This is a genomic window from Stenotrophomonas sp. 62841_Sma (genome assembly GCF_056482945.1).
Genome location: NZ_CM151224.1, coordinates 4,620,404 through 4,642,463, shown reverse-complemented (window position 1 = coordinate 4,642,463; position 22,060 = coordinate 4,620,404). Strand labels below are relative to the sequence as shown.

The 22,060-nt window shown below is 67.3% G+C and carries 21 protein-coding genes; 7 read left to right on the top strand and 14 right to left on the bottom strand.

From position 1 onward, the window contains the following. Positions 1-53 precede the first annotated feature (53 nt). Positions 54-428, bottom strand: a complete 375-nt coding sequence (locus tag ACZK5G_RS21590; RefSeq protein WP_019336760.1) for a hypothetical protein — start codon at positions 426-428, stop codon at positions 54-56. A gap of 155 nt (positions 429-583) precedes the next feature. Beyond that, positions 584-3,088, bottom strand: coding sequence for an ATP-dependent helicase HrpB (gene hrpB, locus ACZK5G_RS21585; RefSeq protein WP_478464767.1), 2,505 nt, complete (start codon positions 3,086-3,088; stop codon positions 584-586). A gap of 67 nt (positions 3,089-3,155) precedes the next feature. On the opposite strand from hrpB, the gene ACZK5G_RS21580 reads away from it, so the two are divergent. Next, positions 3,156-3,953 (top strand): TatD family hydrolase, encoded by a 798-nt coding sequence (locus tag ACZK5G_RS21580; RefSeq protein ID WP_478466549.1) that lies wholly within the window; start codon positions 3,156-3,158, stop codon positions 3,951-3,953. A gap of 89 nt (positions 3,954-4,042) precedes the next feature. Here ACZK5G_RS21580 and ACZK5G_RS21575 read toward each other — a convergent pair whose 3' ends face one another. From ACZK5G_RS21575 to ACZK5G_RS21555, 5 genes are all read right to left on the bottom strand, one after another. Then, positions 4,043-4,912 (bottom strand): Rossmann-fold NAD(P)-binding domain-containing protein, encoded by an 870-nt coding sequence (locus ACZK5G_RS21575; RefSeq protein ID WP_478466547.1) that lies wholly within the window; start codon positions 4,910-4,912, stop codon positions 4,043-4,045. A 50-nt stretch (positions 4,913-4,962) separates the two neighbouring features. Further along, positions 4,963-5,901: a 2-dehydropantoate 2-reductase gene (gene panE / locus ACZK5G_RS21570; protein ID WP_110714088.1), complete on the bottom strand. Its 939-nt coding sequence runs from the start codon at positions 5,899-5,901 to the stop codon at positions 4,963-4,965. A gap of 300 nt (positions 5,902-6,201) precedes the next feature. Further along, entirely contained in the window at positions 6,202-6,969 is a 768-nt protein-coding gene (locus ACZK5G_RS21565; RefSeq protein WP_478464765.1) for a hypothetical protein, read from the bottom strand. A gap of 347 nt (positions 6,970-7,316) precedes the next feature. Further along, entirely contained in the window at positions 7,317-8,108 is a 792-nt protein-coding gene (locus ACZK5G_RS21560) for an ABC transporter permease (RefSeq protein WP_010482250.1), read from the bottom strand. Continuing rightward, positions 8,105-9,073 (bottom strand): ABC transporter ATP-binding protein, encoded by a 969-nt coding sequence (locus tag ACZK5G_RS21555; RefSeq protein ID WP_049400895.1) that lies wholly within the window; start codon positions 9,071-9,073, stop codon positions 8,105-8,107. The genes ACZK5G_RS21560 and ACZK5G_RS21555 overlap by 4 nt, the downstream gene beginning before the upstream one ends. Before the next feature lie 84 nt (positions 9,074-9,157). Between ACZK5G_RS21555 and ACZK5G_RS21550 the strand changes: the two genes are divergently transcribed. Next, a complete protein-coding gene (locus tag ACZK5G_RS21550; protein WP_080291795.1) occupies positions 9,158-9,907 on the top strand; it encodes a ferredoxin--NADP reductase in 750 nt (249 codons plus the stop codon). A gap of 113 nt (positions 9,908-10,020) precedes the next feature. Here the strand turns inward: ACZK5G_RS21550 and ACZK5G_RS21545 are convergent, their stop codons facing one another. From ACZK5G_RS21545 to ACZK5G_RS21535, 3 genes are all read right to left on the bottom strand, one after another. After that, positions 10,021-11,163, bottom strand: coding sequence for a lytic polysaccharide monooxygenase auxiliary activity family 9 protein (locus ACZK5G_RS21545; RefSeq protein ID WP_478464763.1), 1,143 nt, complete (start codon positions 11,161-11,163; stop codon positions 10,021-10,023). Between the two features lie 178 nt (positions 11,164-11,341). After that, on the bottom strand, positions 11,342-12,514 hold the full coding sequence (locus tag ACZK5G_RS21540; protein WP_478464762.1) for a lytic polysaccharide monooxygenase: 1,173 nt from the start codon (positions 12,512-12,514) through the stop codon (positions 11,342-11,344). Between the two features lie 233 nt (positions 12,515-12,747). After that, positions 12,748-13,233 (bottom strand): DUF1203 domain-containing protein, encoded by a 486-nt coding sequence (locus ACZK5G_RS21535; protein WP_478464760.1) that lies wholly within the window; start codon positions 13,231-13,233, stop codon positions 12,748-12,750. 155 nt (positions 13,234-13,388) lie between these two features. On the opposite strand from ACZK5G_RS21535, the gene ACZK5G_RS21530 reads away from it, so the two are divergent. The 4 genes from ACZK5G_RS21530 (at position 13,389) to ACZK5G_RS21515 (ending at position 18,110) form a co-directional block, all read left to right on the top strand. Continuing rightward, positions 13,389-14,591, top strand: a complete 1,203-nt coding sequence (locus ACZK5G_RS21530) for a GGDEF domain-containing protein (RefSeq protein ID WP_478464759.1) — start codon at positions 13,389-13,391, stop codon at positions 14,589-14,591. Between the two features lie 68 nt (positions 14,592-14,659). After that, positions 14,660-16,186: an alpha/beta hydrolase gene (locus tag ACZK5G_RS21525; protein WP_197615696.1), complete on the top strand. Its 1,527-nt coding sequence runs from the start codon at positions 14,660-14,662 to the stop codon at positions 16,184-16,186. After that, positions 16,183-16,929, top strand: coding sequence for an ABC transporter ATP-binding protein (locus tag ACZK5G_RS21520; RefSeq protein WP_012512433.1), 747 nt, complete (start codon positions 16,183-16,185; stop codon positions 16,927-16,929). The genes ACZK5G_RS21525 and ACZK5G_RS21520 overlap by 4 nt, the downstream gene beginning before the upstream one ends. Next, positions 16,926-18,110, top strand: a complete 1,185-nt coding sequence (locus tag ACZK5G_RS21515; RefSeq protein WP_478464758.1) for an ABC transporter permease — start codon at positions 16,926-16,928, stop codon at positions 18,108-18,110. The genes ACZK5G_RS21520 and ACZK5G_RS21515 overlap by 4 nt, the downstream gene beginning before the upstream one ends. 34 nt (positions 18,111-18,144) lie before the next feature. On the opposite strand, the gene ACZK5G_RS21510 is transcribed toward ACZK5G_RS21515, so the two are convergent. Together ACZK5G_RS21510 and ACZK5G_RS21505 are read right to left on the bottom strand one after the other, a co-directional pair. Continuing rightward, a complete protein-coding gene (locus ACZK5G_RS21510) occupies positions 18,145-18,843 on the bottom strand; it encodes a transposase (RefSeq protein ID WP_478464756.1) in 699 nt (232 codons plus the stop codon). 101 nt (positions 18,844-18,944) lie between these two features. After that, a complete protein-coding gene (locus ACZK5G_RS21505; protein WP_478464754.1) occupies positions 18,945-19,742 on the bottom strand; it encodes an AraC family transcriptional regulator in 798 nt (265 codons plus the stop codon). Between the two features lie 77 nt (positions 19,743-19,819). Here ACZK5G_RS21505 and ACZK5G_RS21500 point away from each other — a divergent pair, with 77 nt between their 5' ends. Continuing rightward, on the top strand, positions 19,820-20,074 hold the full coding sequence (locus ACZK5G_RS21500; RefSeq protein WP_478464752.1) for a hypothetical protein: 255 nt from the start codon (positions 19,820-19,822) through the stop codon (positions 20,072-20,074). An 84-nt stretch (positions 20,075-20,158) separates the two neighbouring features. Here ACZK5G_RS21500 and ACZK5G_RS21495 read toward each other — a convergent pair whose 3' ends face one another. Together ACZK5G_RS21495 and ACZK5G_RS21490 are read right to left on the bottom strand one after the other, a co-directional pair. Continuing rightward, positions 20,159-21,160 (bottom strand): energy transducer TonB, encoded by a 1,002-nt coding sequence (locus tag ACZK5G_RS21495; protein ID WP_132810991.1) that lies wholly within the window; start codon positions 21,158-21,160, stop codon positions 20,159-20,161. Positions 21,161-21,361: 201 nt separating this feature from the next. Then, on the bottom strand, positions 21,362-21,991 hold the full coding sequence (locus ACZK5G_RS21490) for a TIGR00645 family protein (protein ID WP_032129129.1): 630 nt from the start codon (positions 21,989-21,991) through the stop codon (positions 21,362-21,364). Positions 21,992-22,060: the final 69 nt, after the last annotated feature.

Sequence of the window (22,060 nt, the reverse complement as noted above, 5' to 3'; positions counted from 1 at the left end):
TAGTGCCTTGGGGTCAGAGTCCTTCCTGTGGAAAGGATCCGACCCCGGCAGGCTCAGGCGTCGCTGCCGATATCGCTGTGCTCGTCCACCACGGTGTCGTTGCGGCGGTCACGTGCGTTGATGCGCTGCGCCTGGCCATTCACCACGTGGCCATTGGCGGCCTTCTTCTTCTGCTGCTTGCGGTACAGCGCGTAGCCGAGCAGGCCTACACCGACCGCAGCGGCGGCCACGGCCACTGCCGGATTGCGGCGCACGAACTTGGTTGCGGCCTTGCCGCCGGTCTTCACTGCGCCGATGGCGGCGCCGGTCTTGATCCAGTCCGCATTGCGCAGGCTGCCACCGGCGCTCTTCAGGCCATCGCCGGCGGTGTGGGCCAGCTCCAGGGCGCGCTCCAGAGCGCGGTCGGTGATTACGGTCAGCTTGCTCATGCGGGGGTCCTTTGCCTCGGGTCGAAGTCCAGTGTCGCGTGTTGCCCGTAAACGGTATGTCAGTCGAGGTCACACGTGGCGTGACTTTACCGCAGCCATTCAGGATCAGGCAGGGTCCGCAGCCGGTAGTGCCGTCCAGCGGCCGCCATTACCGGTCAGGTGCCACGCGGCTTGGCCCGATGGGTGGCCGTCGCCGTCCACGGGTCATCCGGCCACGGATGGCGCGGGTAGCGGCCCTTCATTTCCTTTTTCACTTCCGCGTAGGTGTTTTCCCAGAAGTTGCGCAGGTCCTGGGTGACCTGCAGCGGGCGGCCACCGGGCGAGAGCAGGTGCAGGGTCAGCGGCACGCGGCCATCGGCGATGCGCGGCGTGTCAGCCAGGCCGAACAGTTCCTGCAGCTTCACCGCCAGCACCGGCGGCAACGGTTCGCCGCTCTCGCTGTCCAGCGCATAGGTAATTGGCCGCTCCAGTCCGGACGGCACGGTGATGCGGGTGGGCGCATGACGTTCGACCAGCTGCCGCTGCGACCATTCCAGCGGCGACTTCAGCGCTTCGCCGAAGCTGGACTCGTCCAGCGCATCCAGGCGGCTCTTGCCGGCGAACGCAGGCTGCAGCCATTGCGCGCACGTGGCCAGCAGGGCGTCGTCGCTGCAATCGGGCAGGCCGAGCTCGGGCATCCAGCGCCGCAGCGATTCCACCCGTGCCTGCCACTGGCGCAGGCCTTCGGTCCACGGCAAGGCCTGCAGGCCAAGTTCGGCGACCGCATCGGTCAGGGCCTGCGCGGCGTGCTGCGGATCGACCCGGCCGGCCGAGCGGCTGTCCAGCATGATGCGGTCGAAACGGGTCTCGCGCAGTGCCACCAGGGCGCGACGCTCGCTGTCCCAGCGCACTACGTCCTCGGTCACGAAGCGCTCCGGCCACGCCTTGCGCAGCTGGCCCTCGTCCACCGGTACGGCACGCAGCAGCAGCGCGTCGCGTGCCTCGAAGCGCAGTTCACTGGCTACCAGCCACGGCTCGCCGCGCAGGTCACTCAATTCGTGCAGGCGCGTGCTGCGGCCATTGGCCAGCAGGTAGCGCAGCGGATCGCTGGGATGCTGGACACCGATGCGGTCGGGGAAGGCATGTGCGAGCAGGTCGCCCATTTCGTGCGCTTCGATGCTGGCCGGTGGTGCGGCCTCGCAGCGCAGGCGGCGACGCCACTGCTTGGCGGCGGCATCGATCGCGGCCAGGCCGCTGCGGTTGGCGTCGCCCGGTGCGCGGCCATTGCGGAATGCCGCCAGCGCACGCCAACGCGCGGCCAGCGCATCACCGCCCTGGCGCAACGGATCGCGCGCCTCCAGCAGGGCGGCCAGATCGGCGGCCAGCGCCTGTGCGCGGGCATCGGGCGCGGCCAGCAGCATCGCCGCCATCCGCGGATGCGTGCCCAGCGCCAGCACACGGCGGCCAAGTGCGGTGATCGCACCGCTGCTGGACAGCGCGCCGAGCCGCTGCAGCAGTTCGCGGGCGGCACCCATCGGGCCGGCCGGTGGCGGATCGAGGAAGCGCAGGTCGCTGCTGCCCCAGGCGGCCAGTTCCAGCGCCAGTCCGGCCAGCTCGACCTGATCGATTTCGGCGCGGCGCTGCGGCTCCAGCCGCTGCGACTGCGGCCACAGCCGCCAGGCCACGCCTTCGGCCACGCGACCGGCGCGACCGGCGCGCTGGTCGGCCGACGCTTGGGCGATGGCCACCACGTCCAGCCGGGTGAAGCCACTGTTGGGGTCGTAGCGCGGTTCGCGCGCCTGGCCGCTGTCGATCACCACGCGCACGCCGGGCAGCGTCACCGACGACTCGGCCACGTTGGTGGCCAGCACCACGCGCCGACGACCATCACTGGCCGCCTGCAGGACCCTGGCCTGCTGCTCCACCGGCAGTTCACCGTGCAGGGCCAGCACTTCGACGCCGGCATCCAGCGATTCCTGCAGCCCGGCCTGCACCCGCGCGATCTCGCGCTGGCCGGGCAGGAACACCAGCAGGTCACCGGGATGTTCAGCCAAGGCCTGCTGCACCGCGCGGCGAACCTGCAGTTCCAGCGCCTCATCGCGGCGCGCCGGGAAATGGCTGACCGTCACCGGGTAGCTGCGGCCTTCGCTGCTCAGCCGCGGCGCATCGAGGAAGCGTGCCAGCCGTTCGCCATCCAGCGTTGCCGACATCACCACCAGGCGCAGGTCATCGCGCAGCTGTGCCTGCACATCCAGCGCCAGTGCCAGGCCGAGATCACCGCTGAGATGGCGCTCGTGGAATTCGTCGAACAGGATCGCACCGACCTCTTCCAGCATCGGGTCGTCCTGCAGCATGCGGGTCAGGATGCCTTCGGTGACGACTTCAATGCGGGTGCGTGCCGAAACCTTGTTCTCGAAGCGGATGCGGTAGCCGACGGTGCCGCCCACCTCTTCGCCCAGCTGCCGCGCCATGAACAGCGCGGCGCTGCGCGCTGCCACCCGGCGCGGTTCCAGCAGGATGATCTTCCGCCCCTGCAGCCACGGTGCATCGAGCAGCGCCAGCGGCACCTGGGTGGTCTTGCCGGCGCCGGGCGGTGCCTCCAGCACCAGTCGTGGCTGCGCGGCGAGGTGCTGCTGGATCTGCGGCAGCAGCGGGGAAATCGGGAAGAGCGGGGCGTTCATGTGCAAAGGATAAAGGGCCATGGCAGCCGCAGGTACAATGCGCGGGCACTTTTCCCCCGCGATGACCATGCACCTGATTGATATCGGCGCCAACCTGACCCACGACTCCTTCGACCGCGACCGCGATGCCGTGCTGGACCGCGCGCGCCAGGCCGGCGTGGTGCAGATGGTCATCACCGGTGCCAGCCGCGAGCACTCGCCGCTGGCCGTGCAGCTGGCGCAGCAGCACCCCGGCTTCCTGTACGCCACCGCCGGCGTGCACCCGCACCATGCGGTGGAGTACACCGAGGAATGCGACGCCGAGATGCGCGCGCTGCATGCCCACCCGGAAGTGGTGGCAGTGGGCGAGTGCGGGCTGGACTATTTCCGTGACTTCTCGCCGCGCCCGGCCCAGCATCGCACGTTCGAGCGCCAGCTGCAGCTGGCCGCAGACAATGGCAAGCCGCTGTTCCTGCACCAGCGCGACGCGCATGCCGATTTCATGGCACAGATGAAGAACTTCGAGGGCCGCATAGGCCCGGCAGTGGTGCATTGCTTCACCGGTGAGCGTGACGAGCTGTTCGACTACCTGGACCAGGACTGGTACATCGGCATTACCGGCTGGTTGTGCGACGAGCGCCGTGGCGGGCACCTGCGCGAGCTGGTGAAGAACATCCCGGCCAACCGCCTGATGATCGAGACCGACGCGCCGTATCTGCTGCCGCGCACGCTGAAGCCGATGCCGAAGGACCGTCGCAACGAACCGATGTTCCTCTCGCACATCGTGGAAGAACTGGCGCGCGACCGTGGCGAAGACGTGGCGGTGACCGCCGCGAATGCAACTGCCGCGACGCGTGCGTTCTTCCGCCTGCCGGACGCGGGTTGATTCCCTTCGTCGCGTCGAACGCGGCGACCGTGTGTCGTAGAGTCGAGCTTGCTCGACTCCCGTGCAAAAGCAGTCGAGCAAGCTCGACTCTACAGAAGCGGTGGTAGCGCTGGGCCATGCCCGGCGAACGCGGCGGCCAGATCTTCCAATCCTTCCCGATACGTCGGGAAGCGCGGCTCCCAGCCCAGCGCCTCGCGCGTACCGGTGCTGTCGATGCGCTTGTTGCTCTCGTAGAAGCGCCGCAGTGTCGGGCTCAGCGCCGGATCGTCCCAGGGCATGGCAGGTGGCATCGCAAACCCGCCCAGCTGCGCGGCGAAGGCCAGTACCTGCTGCGGCGGTGCCGGCTCGTCGTCGGCCGGCAGATACAGCCCATTCACACACGGCCGCTGCATCGATGCGGTAACGACCGTTGCCAGGTCATCCACGTGCAGTCGGTTGAACACCAGCCCAGGACGCACTACGTGGCGCGCACGTCCCTGTGCCAGCTGCAGCAGGGCATTGCGTCCGGGACCGTACAGGCCGGGCAGGCGGAACACCGCCGAGGCGATGCCGCGCTGCTCCGCCAGCGCACGCCACTGGTCCTCGGCGCGTCTGCGTTGCATGCCGGTCGTTTCAGTAGCATCGGCCACGCTGGTTTCGTTGATCCAGCCGCCGGCCCGATCGGCATAGACCGACGTGGATGACAGATAGCCCACCCAGCGAAGTGCTGGGCTTTCCTGCAGTGCCGGCAGCAGCTGACGCAGTGTAGGGTCACCCTCGGCATCGGGCGGCACGCTGCACAGCACGGCCTCGGCCTGCGCGATCTCATCGAGCAGGGCGGGCGACGGTGGCATGTCAGCTCGCAGCTGATGGCGCGGCAGGCCATCGTGCGGTGCCGACGCCGGGTCGCGCACCGTGCCGGCCACGTGTACGCCCAACGCCCGCAGATGCGTAGCCAGCACGCACCCGCTCCAGCCCATGCCGAGGATCAGCACCCGCGCCGGCAGCGCGTTGGTCTGAAACGCGGCGCTCACGCGCCGCGCAGCGCCTGGTAGGCCTGCAGGCTGCTGTAGGCGACCTGCAGCAGCAGAGCTTCCTGGTCGGCCTTGCGCGCGCGCGCCAGCATGTCGCCGACGATCTGTTCTGCCTCCACCTGCTGGCCGGCTTCCAGATCGCGCAGCATCGAAGCCTTCAACGCAGAGCCGGCCTGGGTCAGGGTGCCGCGTGCGGTGTCCTGCGCGGCATCAGGAATCGGTTCACCGGCAGCCTCGGCCACGGCCAGGCACTCGTCGTACAGGCCACGCACGATCGCCTCGCCATCATCGGTGGCGACGATGCTGCCGATATCCGCGCGCAGCAGGCAGGTCGCGGCGGCCAGCGCGGTCAGGAAGGTGTACTTGATCCACTGTTCCTGGCCAATGTGCTCGCTGGCCAGGTGATCGAGGTTGGCCTGCGCACAGGCGGCGGCGAAGGCACGCACGCGCGTGGAGATGGCACCGCCGTCGCGCTCGCCGAAGGTGAGCTTGGCCGGCTTGCCCAAGTGCAGCACGGCGCCGTCGGGGGCCTTGGTGGCACTGATGAAGCACAGGCCGCCGAGCACGGCGTCGCGGCCGAAGCGCAGGTCCAGCGCGTTGTAGTGATGCAGGCCGTTGAGGATCGGCAGCACGGTGGTGTTCGCACCGACTGCCGGCGCGATGGCATCGATCGAGCTGTCCAGGTCGTAGGCCTTGCAGCTGAGGATGACCAGGTCGAACGGCTTCTGCGCGGCCAATGCCGGGAGCGCATCGGCGGTGACGTGCTGCACCGGGAAGCTGGCGTCGCCGAGCGGGCTGCGGATGACCAGGCCATCGCGGTCCAGCTGGGCGGCGCGTGCGGGGCGCACCAGGAAGGTCACGTCCACGCCAGCCTGAGCCAGGCGACCGCCGAAGTAACCGCCGGTACCGCCGGCGCCGAGGATCAGGATGCGCATTGCACGTTCACCGTTTTCTGGGGAATCAGGAGTGCGATTGTGCCGGAGATTGCGGCCAACGGCGGAGCCCCTCGTGGTGGTTCGCGGAATGCACTGTTCACTGGGGTTGGCCGGGCGGGTAGGCCGCGCAGGGGACGCTGCAAGTACATCCATGTAAGCTCGGTCGCCGCATCCATGCGGCTCACGCCCCTGCGCAACCTACCCGCCCGGCCACGGACATGTTCCGGTTGCGGCCACCACGGAAGACAGATCAAGAGCGGAAGCGGGTCGCTCGCTGCGCTCGCTCGTGTAGAGTGGTGCTCAGGGTAGTTGTTCGCTGAAGTCTTCGGTGTAGCCCAATAGCAGTGTGGTGCGGGTGGCCAGCGTTGCAGCCAGTTGTGACCACGTGTCGTGCGTTCCGGCCGCGTAGATGCGCTGCAGGTCCGCGACCAACGCGCTCGCCTCTGCAGGCGACGGTGCGCGGTCGCGCTGGAAACCGAGCCACGATGCGCCGAGTCCGAACAGACGGTAGTCGTAGCGCTCCTGCAGATGCCGGATCAGGGCGTGGTTCTGGAAGAGGTCCCAGTCCGCGCTGAAGTAGCCGTTGGGCAGGGCGGCGATCAGCAGGTCATCACGGGTCACGGGCACCTGCTGCACGCAGACCGCGTCATCGATGATGAGATCAGGTGTCGCATTGGCAGCGACCAGCGCCTCGATGTCCTCGTCGCTGCACATCAACGTACCCGCCAACGCGGTCCACTGCAGCCGATGCGTGGAATGCTCAAGCTGCGCGACGACGTGCGCCAGCAACCGCTCGCGTGCCGCCAACGCATCTTCAGGCGTCGCCGGGTCTTCGTCCTCGTACAGCGCGATGCGCTCGTCGTCGGACGCGTGCATGCTGGTGTAGCGGCACTGGCCGACTTCGTCGAGCGTGCACAGATAACGATGAAGGGGATCAGCCACGTGCAGCGAGGCCAGGCAATCCAGCACCTCATCCAGCATGGGCGAATCGCTCAGCAGGACATGGCTGAAGGCATCGATCGGACCATCCGACACGGCCTTGTCCAACGCAATGGAAGTGATCTTCATCTCTACAGCCTAGCCGTAATCCGAAACGAAAAGAGCCAAGCATCGGCCTTACCGTGAACGCTCCATCCACGCATGGCGTGGATCCATCGTGTCGACCAAGGTCGACACCTACCAACAGCGACCGGAAACTGTCAGGGGTGGGGCGGTGTGGGGGTGCAGGACCGTTGGCGCCATGGATGGCGCCATCGAGCCCCCACGGACGGGTTTACGGCGTGTCCTGCACCCTCACACCGCCCCGCCCAACTCGTGATGCTTCCGCCTTGGCTGTTGCTGTTGCCGGCCAGCGGCCGGCACTACCACTGCAGGTGCAGGTGCAGGTGCAGGGCCGCAGGCCCTGCAGGCAACCCTCAGCTGCGCATGCCCACGCCACGGCGCAGCAGCCACAGCGCCAGCGCCGTCAGCACCACCACGAATCCGATCATCAGCCCGTAGGCCACCGGCAGCGGCACATCGCTGCTGCCCAGCAGGCCATAGCGGAATGCATTGACCATGTAGAAGATCGGATTCGCGTGCGTGGCGGCCTCGGCCCAGCCCGGCAGCAGCTTCACCGAATAGAACACGCCACCCAGGTAGGTCAGCGGGGTCAGGATGAAGGTCGGCACGATCGCCACGTCATCGAACTTCTTCGCATACACCGCGTTGATGAAACCGGCCAGCGAGAAGATCGTCGCACCCAGGATCACCGTGGTCAGCATCACCAACGGGTGCGGGATGCGCACCGGGGTGAAGAACATCGCGATGATCAGCACGATCACGCCCACCATCAGGCCGCGCAGCACCGCACCGGCCACGTAGCCCCACAGGATCACCCAGTTCGGCATCGGGCTGACCAGCAGCTCTTCCACGTGGCGGCCGAACTTGGCGCCGAAGAACGAGGAGCTGATGTTGCCGTAACTGTTCTGGATCACGCTCATCATCACCAGGCCCGGCACGATGAACTGCATGTAGGTGTAGCCGCCCATGTCCCCCACGCGCGACCCGATCAGGTTGCCGAAGATCAGGAAGTACAGGGTCATGGTGATCGCCGGCGGCACCAGGGTCTGGCCCCAGATGCGCATGATGCGGGCGACTTCGCGGCGCACGATGGTCATCAGTGCGACGCGGTTGCGCTGGCCGTCGGTCAGCTCGGTGGTGCTCATGCAGGCTTCTCCAGGTTGCCGGTGAGGCGCACGAACAGCTCCTCCAGGCGGTTGCTCTTGGTACGCATCGAACGCACGCGGATACCGGACTCGTTGAGCGTGGCAAACACGCGGTTGAGGTCCATTGCGCGCGGCATGTCGATGTCCAGCGTGTGCGGGTCCGGTGCGGTCAGCGTCGCGCCCTCGATCACCGGCAGCTGCGCCGGCAGGTCACCGTCGATGTCCAGCAGGAAGCCTTCCACGTCCAGCTTGGCCAGCAGGGTGCGCATCGGCCCCTGCTCGACGATCTGACCATGGTTGATGATCGCCAGGTGGCGGCACAGGTACTCGGCTTCTTCCAGGTAGTGCGTGGTGAGGATGATCGTGGTGCCGGCGGCGTTGATCTCCTTCAGCACGCGCCACATGTCGCGGCGGATCTCGATGTCCACCCCGGCGGTCGGCTCGTCCAGGATCAGCAGGCGCGGGCGGGTCATCATCGCGCGGGCGATCATCAGCCGGCGCTTCATGCCACCGGACAGCGTACGGCTCATCACCTGTGCCTTTTCCCACAGGTGGGCGCGCTTGAGTTCCTCTTCGGCACGCTGCTCGGCTTCCTCGCGCGGCACGCCATAGAAACCGGCGTAGTTCACCAGGATGTCGAAGGGCTTTTCGAACAGGTTGAAGTTGATTTCCTGCGGCACCAGCCCGATCAGGCGCATGGTGGCGCTGCGGTTGCGCACCAGGTCGCTGCCGAACACTTCCACCTGGCCCTCGCTGAGGTTGACCAGGGAGCTGATGATGCCGATCAGGGTGGACTTGCCGGCACCGTTGGGGCCGAGCAGGGCGAAGAAGTCGCCCGGGGCCACTTCCAGGGAAACCCCCTTCAGGGCCTGGGTGCCGTTGTCATAGGTCTTGCGCAGGTCGCGCACGCGCAGGGCGGGCGCCGTATCGTTCTGGGATGCCAAGCTCGAAGCCTTCGCGCCCATGGGCTGGCGCTGGAGAGGGGCGGGGAGGGGCTATTATAGAAGACCCCGAGGGCTTGCCCCGGCTACACACTGTCCCGAAAAGTCGTGCCTGTTCAATTCCCCCTCAAGCTGGTCGGCTGCCGCATGCTGGCCCCGACCGTCGGCCACTACCAGTTCGTGCGTGACGATGGACAGCCGCTGGATTTCCAGCCCGGTCAGTTCATCCAGGTCCATTTCAGCTACGCCGACGGCACCGAAACCAAGCGCAGCTACTCGCTGGCGACCATCCACGACCACGCGCTGGGCCCGGGCGAGGCGGTGGATATCGCGGTCAGTTTCGTGCCCGGCGGCGCCGCCACGGCCCTGTTCGAGGCGCTGGAGCAGGGCGGCCAGATCAGTGCGTCCGGCCCCTATGGCCGGTTCTGCCTGAATCCCGGTGATCACAACGCCCGCTACCTGCTGATCGCCACCGGTACTGGCGTTACCCCGTACCGCTCGATGCTGCCGCTGCTGGAAACGGCCATGGCCGAGCGCGGCGTGCAGATCGTGCTGCTGCAGGGCGCGCGCAGCCCGGGCGAGCTGCTGTATAGCGAAGATTTCTACAGCTTCGCCGAAAAACACCCGAACTTCCGCTATGTTCCATGCCTGTCGCGCGAACTTCCGGCTGATCCGCACCCGGACGTGCAGCACGGCTACGTCCAGCAGGCGCTGGCCGGCTTCACCCCGGACCCGGCCACCGACATCGCCTACCTGTGCGGCAACCCGGACATGGTCGATGCCTGTGCCGAACTGCTGAAGGCCGCTGGCCTGGGCAACCCGCAGATCCGCCGCGAGAAGTACGTCAGCAGCAAGTAAGTCAGGGTAGTGCCGGCCGCTGGCCGGCAACCGCGTGGACCCTGGTAGTGCCGGCCGCTGGCCGGCAACCCCATGAACCGGAGGCGGCATCACGCCGCCCCCGGTGCCCTGCCTCAGTATGGGATCCAGGCATCGCGCCAGGCGGAGCCGGTGCCCGGGTGGTAGGCTTCGGCATTGATTTTGCACCATTCGCCATGAGGGAACGGGCGGCAGGCATACAGCTTGCCGTCGGTGCCCTTCACCACGGTCTCGCCCGCCTTGTAGGAACCGATACCGGCCGGGTAGACGAAGTCGAAGTCGCCGCCCGGCAGGTGGGTATCAAGCTGGAATCGATGGCCCGGTTTCAGATAGACGCGGTTTTCGGTGGCCGAGGCAACCGGAGTGATCACGCCGTTGTTCATCACGCCTACGCGCACTTGCTGTGCACTGCTGTTTACCTTCTTGGCCAAGGCTAGTGGCCACTGGTTGGCAGCCGTCTGGCCGGTGGCCAGAGTGATACTTGGGCTTTCCAGGTCATTGCCAGTGGCGTTGAACGTGCGCAGGGTCAGGGTGGTGCCCGTTTCCAAGGCACCGCGGGCGGTTACCGCGCCGGCATCCTGCCACTGCGGCGGCGGAACCACGCCACCGCCACCTTCGAAGCGCACGTCCATGCAGGTGTAGAACGCTTCCTGCGAATCCGAGCGCTGCCAGGTGTTGTAGATGATGTGCTGGCCAGTGCGCTTGGGCAGCGGGCAGTCCAGCTTGTAGACACCGCCTTCGGACAGCGGCACGTTGCCCAGGGTGCAGAATTCCTGCAGGTCGGCCCAGCGCAGCGGGCTGCCCGGCTGCCAACCGTCACGGGTGACGTAGAACTTCCACTCGCGGGTGGCGTGCGGCGCCGGCGCCAGGAATTCGAAGGTGTAGCGGCCACGCGAATCGGCGCGCACCGGGGTGGTCGGCCAGTCGCTGCGATTCAGATCGAGGCCGCGGTACTTGGGGATGCTGGCGCTGCACAGCTCGCCATCGCGCACCAGGTCGCGGTGGTTGCCATTGGCGTTGCCGTGGGCGATCGCGCTCCAGTCATAGAACGGCTGCGCGCCGCCGATGGCCTTGGCCGCGGCACAGGCCGGGTTGGTCGGGTTTTCCGGATTGCCTTCGTGGCACTGCTTCACGCGGCTGAGCGGCTTGGACATGGTGCCGTGGGCGAGGGCGCTGCCGGACAGGGCCAGGCCGGCAACGACGGACAGAGCGAGGACTGCCCGGTGGGACAGGTGCATGCAGGAACTCCTTTGCGAAGTGTGGGAAACCTCGCGCAGTCTTCACATGCAGGGCCGTCGGCAACATCGGACAAGTTTGAAATCGATGGCGGCTGTGTTCGATCTGCAACACGGTGCTCACTGTGCCGCCTTCCGGGCGAAAGGCGGTGCACTGTGCACCGCCTCCCGCATCACTGCCTCAGTACGCGATCCACGCATCACGCCAAGCCGCGCCGGCACCCGGCCGATAGGCTTCGGCGTTGACGTTGCACCATGCACCTTCCGGGAACGGGCGGCAGGCATACAGCTTGCCGTCGCCGCCCTTCACCACGGTCTGGCCCGGCACGTAGCTGCCGATACCGGCGGGATACACGTGGTCGAAATCACCGCCCGGTGATGGCGTGCCGGGGTCGGGCACCTGGGTATCGAGCTGGAAGCGGTTGCCATCCTTCAGGTACACGCGGTTGTCGGTGGCCGAGGCGGAGGGCGTGATCACACCGTTGTTGAGCACGCCCACGCGCGCATGCTGGGCGCTGGCATTGACCTTGCGGGCCAGCGCCAACGGCCACTGCGCGGCCGCAGTCTGGCCACTGGCCAGGGTCGCTTCCACGCGTTCGACGTCATTGCCGTTGGCGTTGAACACGCGCAACGCCAGGGTGGTGCCGACCGGCAGCTCGCCGCGCGCGGTGACCGGGCCGGCATCCTGCCACTGCGCTGCGGGCGGGGTGCTGCCACCGCCTCCTTCAAAGCGCACGTCCATGCAGGTGTAGAACGCTTCGGTCGAATCCGAGCGCTGCCAGGTGTTGTAGATCACATGCTGGCCGCTGCGCTGTGGCAGCGTGCACTGCAGCTTGTAGGTGCCATCGGCCGACAGCGGCGTGTTGCCCAGCGTGCAAAACTCCTGCAGGTCGGCCCAACGCAGCGGGCTGCCCGGTTGCCAGCCGTCGCGGGTGACGAAGAAGCGCCAGTCACGCGTGGCGTGCGGCGCGGTCGCCTTGAACACGAAGGTGAACTTGCCGCTGGCGTCTGGCTGGATCGGTGTGGTCTGCCAGTCGCTGCGGTTAACATCCAGCCCGCGGAAGGTCGGGTTGTTGCCGCTGCACAGCTTGCCATCGGGCACCACGGCCTGGTGGTTGCCGTTGGCGTTGGCCTGGTTGATGCCATTCCAGTCGTAGAACGCCTGCGAACCGCCCACCGCTTTCGCGGCAGCACAGGCCGGGTTGGTCGGGTTCTCCGGATTGCCCTGGAAACAGGCATAGACGCGGCTGACCGGCGTGGTCATGGTGCCGTGGGCGAATGCGTTGCCGGCCAGGCACAGGCCCGCAGCGGCGAACGAGGTGGCCAGCAACAGCGGTGTGGATCGGAATGACATGGCGCTTCCTTGTGGTCGTCGAAAGAGAACGGTGACCGCAGGAGCTGCGCTGCACGGCGGACTTTCGGCGGCACCACGGCGAGTATCGAGTCGCGATGCAGGCTGAGGAACCACGGAAGCGCCGATCCGTGACTGGGGGTGTGAAGCCCTTCCCGCAGGCTTCACGCGGGACTGAACGGATGCGTTGGCGATCACGTCTTCGGCGTGGCATCGATCACGTCGTGGAGATCCTGCTACGTCGGCGCCATACCCACCCGGTCTGCCTGGCACGAGAAGCAGCCGTGGGCCGCGTTGTGCAGCTGCACGAAGGCCACGGCAGGGTCGGCAAACAGCGCATCCAGCCGGGCGGCAACATCAGTGCCCGCGCTGATCTCTGCGGCCAGCATCAATGCAGCGTGGTCATAGGCGCGCAACGAGATCGTACGGCGCTGTACATAGGCGGGTACCTCACCCGGCGGCAGCACGCAGCGCGTTACGCCACGCTGCACGAAGATCGGGCCCGAGGCGTGATAGGGCGAGTGCAGCGGCAGGTGCACATGGGACAACAGCAGCAGCTCGCTGCCGCTGGGCGGATCGCTCAGGCCGATCCGGCAGGGGTGTCCTCCTGTTTCGCCGGCCCAGCGACGCTGGATGCCCAGCGCAGCCAGCGCGGCGTCACTCTTCTCGAACAGGTGCTGGAAGGGGCGGTGGTCGAGGCCACCGAGGTACCACGCATGCATGGGCGTCTCCTAGGGTTGTCCACGGATTCTGCGCACGCACCGGCCGTCATGCTCGCCGTTTTCAGACCCGGCATCGCCATCGGGCCAGGCAGTGCCACGGGGATCGCACCGCAAGGCGCTAAGATGCGCGCGCCGCCCCGGCCGATGAGCGCCGCATGTCCCTGGATTTCCCCACCATCACCGTGCTTGGCTTCCTGCTCTGCATCGGCATCGCCGTGGGGTTCTCATTGCTGCTGGTGGTGCTGCGCGGGCAACCGGTGCTGCGCCAGTGGACCGCCAGCCTGTGGCTGCTGACCCTGGGCGTGACCCTGCTTGCGCTGCGCCCCTACCTGCCGTTGGTGCCGGCCATACTGGCCGGGAATGCGGCGATGGCCGGTTGCGCGGTGCTGATGCTGCGCGGCGTGGCGCTGCATCTGGAACAGCCGCTGCCGCTGTGGCGTCCGTTGTTGATGGCAGCCGCGTTCATGGCCTGCATCTTCGCCTTCCTGGTGCTCTGGCCGGACCTGGGCGTGCGCCTGCAGGTGTTCAGTGTGTTCACGCTGCTGGTCGATGGCTGGATTGCATGGCTGCTGCTGCGGCATGCCCCCGTGCAGCAGCGCACCAGCTGCCGTCTGGCGGCGGCGGTGTTCCTGGCCGAGGCGGCACTGCACGCGGTGCGCCTGTTCCTGCCGGTGGCGCCCGATGCCGGTGAGGACATCATGCGCACCGGCACGCCGATGTTCGTCACCTACATTGCCGGGGTGATGCTGGAACTGGCGCGATGCTTCGCGATGGTACTGCTGCTGGTCGAGCGCATGCTGGTCGATCTGCGGCGTGCGGCACGCACCGATGGCCTGACCGGGCTGCTCAACCGCAGCGCGGTGCTGGCCGACGGCCAGGCGCAGTTGCAGCGGCTGCGTCGGCAGGGCCGGCCGCTGGCCCTGTTGCTGGTCGACGTCGATCACTTCAAGCAGATCAATGACCGCTGGGGCCACCTGGCCGGTGACCAGGTACTGCGTCACTTCGCTGCGCTGCTGCAGCACGGTTTGCAGGGCCACGACACGCTGCTGGGCCGCTACGGTGGCGAGGAGTTCGTGCTGGTGCTGGCCGGCAGCACACAGGGTGAAGCGATGGCGTGGGCCGCCGCGATCCGTACCGCTCTGCAGCAGAAGCCGGCGCGGCTGGGCACCGGGCCGGTGACGGTCACCGCCAGCATCGGCCTGGCCATGGACGACGGCCATGGCGACCTGTCCACGCTGCTGGCAGCGGCGGATGCGGCGCTGTACCGGGCCAAGGCCGCAGGCCGCGACCGCCTGGCCTGCGCCACGCCCGCGGAGATTTCGCGTCTGCCCATCGCCGACGACGCCGTGCCCGTGTAAGTTGAGTCACATCTTCCGCGGCAGCCCGTCGTGGTTGCCAGGAACGTCCTCCAGGGGAAACGAGCACGATGCAAAGACACCACCTCGCGTTGGCCGCGGCGTTGGCCAGCCTGATGCTTGCCGGTTGCAGCCAGTCACCGTCACCCGGCGCCGAAAGCGCCAGCGATGCACCCAGCCGCCGTTTCGGCACGATCGACTTCCAGCCCTGCACGTTGTCCACCGAAGGCGCCAGCGCCAACGTGGAAGCGCAGTGCGCCACCCTGCAGGTGCCGGAGGACCGGGCCCAGCCCGATGGCCGACGCATTGGCCTGCGCATCGCCTGGCTGGAATCGGGCAGCAGCGGCTCCAGCCAGCCCGACCCGGTGTTCTTCCTGGCCGGTGGTCCCGGCCAGGCGGCCAGCGAAGTGGCGGTCATCGTCGATACCGCGCTGCGCCAGGTGCGCAAGCAGCGCGACATCTTCCTTGTCGACCAGCGGGGTACCGGCGGCTCCAACCCGCTCAGCTGCCTCGGCGCGGACGGCAAGGACCTGCAGATGGACGAGGACGCCGCTCCCACCGAGGCGTCGCTGCGCGACTACGCGCAGCGCTGCGCGGCCTCGCTGCAGGGGCGTGCCGATGCCCGCTTCTACACGACCACCGAAGCCATCGCCGACCTGGATGCGGTACGCCAGGCCTTGGGCGTGGACCGGATCAACCTGGTCGGCGGCTCCTACGGTACCCGCGTGGCCCAGCGCTATGCCGGTGCCTATCCGCAGCACACCCGCAGCATCGTCATCGATGGCGTAGTGCCCAATGAACTGGTGGTGGGCGGCGACTTCGCCACGACGTTCGAGGATGCGATCGCCCTGCAGTCGGCGCAGTGCCGCAAGGATGCCGCCTGCAGCAAACGCTTCCCGACCGACACCCGCGCGCAGCTGCGCAGCGTGGTCGAGACCCTGCGCCGTGCGCCGGTCTCGGTGGAGTATCGCGACCCCGGCACCAACCAGACCCGGCAGGATGTGCTGAGTCCGGACAGCGTGATCGGCCTGGCGTTCGCCTTCTCCTATGTGCCGCAGTATTCCTCGCTGCTGCCGCTGGTGCTCGATGAAGCCGCGCACGGCCGCTATGCACCGCTGGCGTCGCTGGCACGCGGTGCGAACCGCAGCATGGATTTCCAGATCAACCGAGGCATGCAGTGGTCGGTGATCTGCAGCGAGGATGCGCCGCGCTACAAGGCGCCGGCCGAGGACCCGGAGCGACTGTTCGGCAACGACGTGGCCAGCGCCTTCTTCGCGGCCTGCCCGGTATGGCCGCACCAGCCGGCGCCAGCGGCCAATGCCGTGCCGCTGCGCAGTGACGTACCGGCGCTGCTGCTGTCCGGTGAACTCGACCCGGTGACACCCCCGCGCTATGCCGAGCAGGTCCTCAAGGGCCTGCCCAATGGCCGCGCGCTGGTCGCCCGCGGCCAGGGCCACGGCACGCTGAGTGCCGGCTGCATGCCGCGCCTGCTCGGCCAGTTCATCGACAAGACCGATGCCAAGGCGCTGGATGCCGGCTGCCTGGACACGCTGAGCTACGTGCCGGCGTTCACCTCGTTCAACGGATGGGAACCATGATCGTCGCCGACAACCTGCACAAGGCTTTCGACACCCGCACCGGCCGCATCCAGGCGGTCTCCAACGTCGGCTTCCGCGCCGAGGACGGCCGCATCACTGGCCTGCTGGGCCCCAATGGTGCCGGCAAGACCACCACCATGCGCATGCTGTACACGCTGATGACCCCGGACCAGGGCAGCATCAGCGTCGATGGTGTCGATGCCGCACGCAATCCGGTGGAAGTACGCCGCCACCTTGGCGTGCTGCCCGATGCGCGTGGCGTCTACAAGCGCCTGACCGCGCGCGAGAACATCGCCTACTTCGGCGAGCTGCATGGCCTGTCGGCCGAGCGCATCCGCGAACGCATCGAAGTGCTGTCGCATGCCCTGGACATGGGTGACATCCTCGACCGCCAGACCGATGGCTTCTCGCAGGGCCAGCGCACCAAGACCGCGATCGCCCGCGCGCTGGTGCACGACCCGCGCAACGTCATTCTGGATGAGCCGACCAACGGCCTGGACGTGATGACCACGCGCGCACTGCGCCGCTTCCTGCTGGGCCTGCGCGAAGAGGGCCGCTGCGTGATCCTGTCCAGCCACATCATGCAGGAGGTGGCCGCGCTGTGCGATCACATCGTGATCATCGCCAAGGGCACGGTGATGGCTGCCGGCAGCGCCGATGAACTGCGTGCGCAAGCCGGCGAATCCAACCTGGAAGACGCGTTCGTGAAACTGATCGGCAGCGAAGAGGGCCTGCACGCATGAGCATGATGTCGACCCTGATGACGGTGATGCGCAAGGAACTGCGCGACCTTTCCCGTGATCGCCGCACGCTGCTGCTGACCCTGCTGTTCGGGCCGCTGCTGTACCCGGTGCTGCTGCTGGGCATGGGCAAGCTGGCCGAGAGCCGGGTACGCACCCAGATCGAACAACCGCTGCAGATTCCGACCATCGGTGCGGACAACGCCCCCAATCTGGTGCGTTTCCTCGCCGCGCAGGGGCTGAACACCACACCGGCGCCGAAGGACCTGGCCGAGGCCATCCGCAGCCAGGACATCGACGTGGCGCTGCGCATCAGCGATGACTTCGGCAAGGACTGGGCCGATGGCAAGCCGGCGCTGGTGGAGGTGATCAAGGACAGTACCCGCCGTGCCGCTGAAGTGCCCAGTGCGCGTCTGGAGGCGGCGCTGGCGACCTACAACGGCCAGGTCGGCGCGCTGCGATTGATGGCGCGTGGCATCGACGCGCAGGTGGCGCGGCCGCTGGACGTGGCACGCCAGGACCTGGCCAGTGCCGAAGCCAAGCGCGGCATGATCCTGTCGATGCTGCTGCCGGTGCTGCTCACGCTGACCTCGTTCATCGGCGGCGCCTATCTGGTGATGGATGCCACCGCCGGCGAGCGCGAGCGGCAGTCACTGGAACCGCTGCTGGCCACGCCCGGCTCGCGCAGCGCGATCGTCAGCGGCAAGATCGCGGCTGCCTGCGTGGTCGGGTTCGTATCGCTGCTGTTGACCCTGGTGGCGTTCAAGGTGAGCGCACAGATCGCGCCCGGCAACATCGGCCGCCAGTTCAACATGAACGTCGCCTCGATGCTGCAGATGCTGCTGGTGATGCTGCCGATGCTGATGATCGGCACCTCGCTGCTGACCTTCCTGTCGGCCGCGGCCAAGAGCATGAAGGAAGCGCAGAGCCACATGACCTGGCTGATGCTGCTGCCGATGATGCCCGGCTACGCGCTGGTGGCCTATCCGCTGAAGAGCGAGCTGTGGCAGTACGCTGTGCCGTTCCTGTCGCAGAACCAGATGCTGTTGAAGGTGATCCGCCACGAGACCATCACGCCGTCGGTCTGGGCCATCTATCTCGGTGCCAGCCTCGGCCTGGCCGCACTGCTGTGGTTCGCCGCCGTGCGCCGTTACCACAACGAGCGTCTGGCGATCTCGGGCTGACTGCAAAAAGGGGACGGAGGGGATTAAGTCGTTTTTAATCCTCCGCCCCCTTCTTCTGAGGGCGCCCCCGCTTGCGCAGCACCACGGGGCGGCCCAGTGTCTGTTCCACCATCCGCAGGTAAGCTGCATTTCCCAACGGATGCTGCCCGGCACTGTGCGCGCGTATTGCCGGCAGGTCGGCGGACGCGTTCACGTCCCGCAGGAACTGCGCATAGAGCGTCGTCCGCTGTCGCTTGGTCGAGGCCAGTGCCTGAAAGGCGGGGTGTTCTGTCAGCATCGGATCATCGCGGCGCTGCAGGTTTCCATGCACGCTCGACCATGGGTGATCTTCCGGGGCGCCTGTCATGCCTGCACGAACCGGATTGAGTTCGATGTAGCGATAAACGCTGAGCAGATAGGCGTCGCTGTCCACCATCGAAGAATGGAAGCGGCCCTGCCAGAGTGGTCCGCTGCGCTCATGCCGCTGATTGAACGCCTGGACATAGTTGTTGCCCTGCATCCGCATCGCGTTGGCCAAGCCGGCCTGAGTGGAGGGTGTGGCCAATAGATGGACGTGATTGCCCATCAATACATAGGCATGCAGCGCGACCTGATGCTTCAGGAAGGCGCTGTGCAAAAGGTGCAGAAACAGCTGGCGGTCGATATCGTCAACGAAGATCGCCCCCTTGTTCACACCGCGCTGGGTTACGTGATACGGCTGTTCGGCCAACATCAGGCGTGCTTGTCGAGGCATGGCAGTTCAGGGGGTTCAAGGAATCATCAGCCTGCCGCCTCCGTGACCGCGAAGGGCATCAGGCGATGCCGCGAGTTGATGTGGGGGAGGGCAGAAGCGACTTAATCCCCTCCGTCCCCTTTTCCATACCGCGCAGGCGTCACCCCCATCTCGCGCTTGAACACGGCGATGAAGGCACTGGGGGTGTCGTAGCCCATCGACAGCGCGACGCTGATCACCGGCTCGCCGGACAGCAGGCGTGGCAGTGCCAGCAGCACCCGCAGGCGTTGCCGCCACTGGCTTGGCGACAGGCCGGTCTCGGCCAGCCAATGGCGGGCGAGGCTGCGGCTGGACAGACCGCTGCTGGCGGCCCAGTCCTCGATGCTGCGGTTGTCGTGCGGTGCGCGCGCCAGTGCGGCGGCAAGTTTCTGCAGTCGCCGGTCACGCGGTTGCGGCAGGGCCAGCGGCAATGGCGAGCTGGCGGCAATCTCATCGGCGATCACACCGGCCAGTCGTGCCTGTGTGGCATCCAGTGGAACATGCGGCCACTGCAGCGCCCGAATCACCGCGGCCTGCAGCAGCGGCCCCGGCTGGAAGATGCGAGGGGCTGCAGGCAGGTCGGTGCAGGCCTGCGCGCTGAAGTACAGGCTCCAGCCGTCGAACGCACTGGTACTGGCCAGTGCGTGGGGCAGCGAAGGTGGTATCCAGGCGACATGACCCGCCGGCAGCAGCCAGTGCAGGTCGCCCACCTCGATCCGCAGCAGGCCCTGATGTGCACCCAGCAGCTGCCCGCGGGCGTGCTGGTGGCGTGCCGTGCGGCGCGGAGCCGGCAGGCGCAGCTGCGCCCCCAGCAATGCAGGCCCGTCGGCGGCATTGGCCAGCGCCGGGTCAATCAATGCGGTGGTTGTCTGATCTGCCATATCAATTGGCAGTTATACGGCAGAAACGTCGCGTCCGGGCTCAGACACTGGAGCCCACTTCAACGGAGCGCTTCCCCATGCAGCCACAGGACATTCTTCCGGACCATCAGAACGAGGTGCAGGTAAATGGCATCACCGTGCGCAAGGGCAGCGTGGGTGCTTTCCTGGCCAGCGTCCGCGACTGGCAGGATCCGTCCAGCGATCACGCCACACGCGCCACTGCCGAAGCCGACCTGCGTGCGTTGCTGCCCGGCCTGCATGCGCTTGGCCTGTTCCAGGTGCTGGCCGCGCGCGATCCGGCGTTGCAGCGCCTGATTGATGGCGCTGCCTGAAACGGACAAGGCCCGGACGGACCGGGCCTTGGCGTCATGGAGGTGGCAGAAACGACTTAATCCCCTCCGTCCCCTTTTTTGCGGTCAGCCGCCCGGTGCGAACACCAGGGTGCGGCGGGTGGTGACCGGCGCGTTGACCGGCTCGAAGCGCCAGCGCTTGACCGCGTTCAGGGCTTCGCGGTCGAAGGTCCGTCCCGACGTCGCGCGCAGCACGCGGGCGCTGACCACTGAGCCGTCGGTACCGACGGTGATCTCCACCAGCACTTCGCCCGACGTTCCCGAACGCAGTGCCTCGGCCGGATAGCGCGGCGCCGGCGTGCTGACCGGGCGGAGGGTGGGAGCTGCCGCGGCGGCTGCCTGGCGTGCGGCGCTGGCCTGTTGGGCGGCGGCCTGCTGCTGTTTCTGTTCGGCATCGCGACGGGCCGCGGCCTGGCGCTCCGCCTCCTGGCGCTCGTTGTCGCGGCGTGCGGCATCCTGCTGCGCGGCAATCTGCTTGGCCGCATCGGCTTCCTTGGCGCGCTGCTCGGTCAGGCGCTGCTGTTCGGCCTGCTGCTTGGTCCGGTCTTCGGCGTCCTTCCTGGCCTTCTCGGCTTCGGTCTCGGTGCGCTTGGCCGCATTTTCCACGCCCTTGGCCAGGCCTTCCTTCAGGCGCGGCAGGGCGGGAGCGGAGGCGTCCACCTTCTCGATCAGTGCCACCAGGCGCTGCGCCTCGGTGTAGTCCTCGCGGCCCAGGTGCTGCTCGGCGGCGATCAGGGTGTAGGGCAGCAGGTCGGTCAGCGCGCTCTTCACCGACGCGTCGTCCGGTGTCTTGTCGCGCAGGGCGAGGTAGTACTCGATGGCGTTGTCGCCGGCCGGCGCGTACATGCGGTTCTCGCGCAGTGCCTGGCTGGCCGATTCACGCAGCTGTTCGGTGCCCATGGACTGCACCTTGGCGGCGACCACCGGTGCGGCCGGTGCAGCGGCGGCGGGTGCGGCGGCCGGGGCCGGTGCTGCAGATTCTTCCTTTCCCGAGCAGGCGGCCAGCGCCAGTGCCAAAGCAACCGGCAGCCACCGGCGCGCGGCGGTGATCGTTGAGACGTGCGACATCCTGCTCCCCTCTAGAAGACGACGTGACGTAAATCATTGATACGCATGGCCGGGACCTGTGGTCCGGGCGCGGAACGATGACGTTTCCCGACGCCACCGCCGGCAACGGCGAGGGTGCAATCTAGCATCCCGGCCACCGCCGCGTACAAGGGGCAGGGGCCGGGATGGGGCAGCGGCGAAGGACCGCTGCCGGTTGCCGCATCAGTGGTCGTGCGACTTGCTGTGGCTGTTGGACATCAGCTTGTCGGTCCAGGCAATACCGATCGCCGACAGGATGAACACGCAGTGGATGATGGTCTGCCACAGCACGCCTTCCTGGGTCATGGTCGTGCAGGTATCGACACCAGCGTTGTAGAAGCTGGTCGAAGCCGACGACACTGCTGCTGCCCATTGTTCCGGCTTGCACAGCGGCAGTCCCTTCAGCGCGCTGGTGGCGATGAAGGTCTTCAGCAGGTGGATCGAGGAGATGCCGATGATCGCCATTGCCAGCTTCACCTTCAGCACGCTGGCGTTGACGTGGCTCAGCCATTCCGGCTGGTCCGGGTGGCCTTCCAGGCGCAGGCGCGAGACGAAGGTCTCGTAGCCACCGACGATCACCATCACCAGCAGGTTGGAGATCATCACCACGTCGATCAGGCCCAGCACGATCAGCATGATCTGCTGTTCGCCCATCGAGACCGAGTGGGACAGCAGGTGCCACAGTTCCTTGCCGAACAGGAACACGTAGACGCACTGGGCAAGGATCAGGCCCAGGTACAGCGGCAGCTGCAGCCAGCGCGAGGCGAAGATCAGCGAGGACAACGGGGACAGGGGGCGAGGACTGTGGCTCATGCAGGACAGTGCGTTTCGGGGGAGCCGCGAGGTTACCGGCCCGTCGTGACGGTGCCAACCCAACTCTCG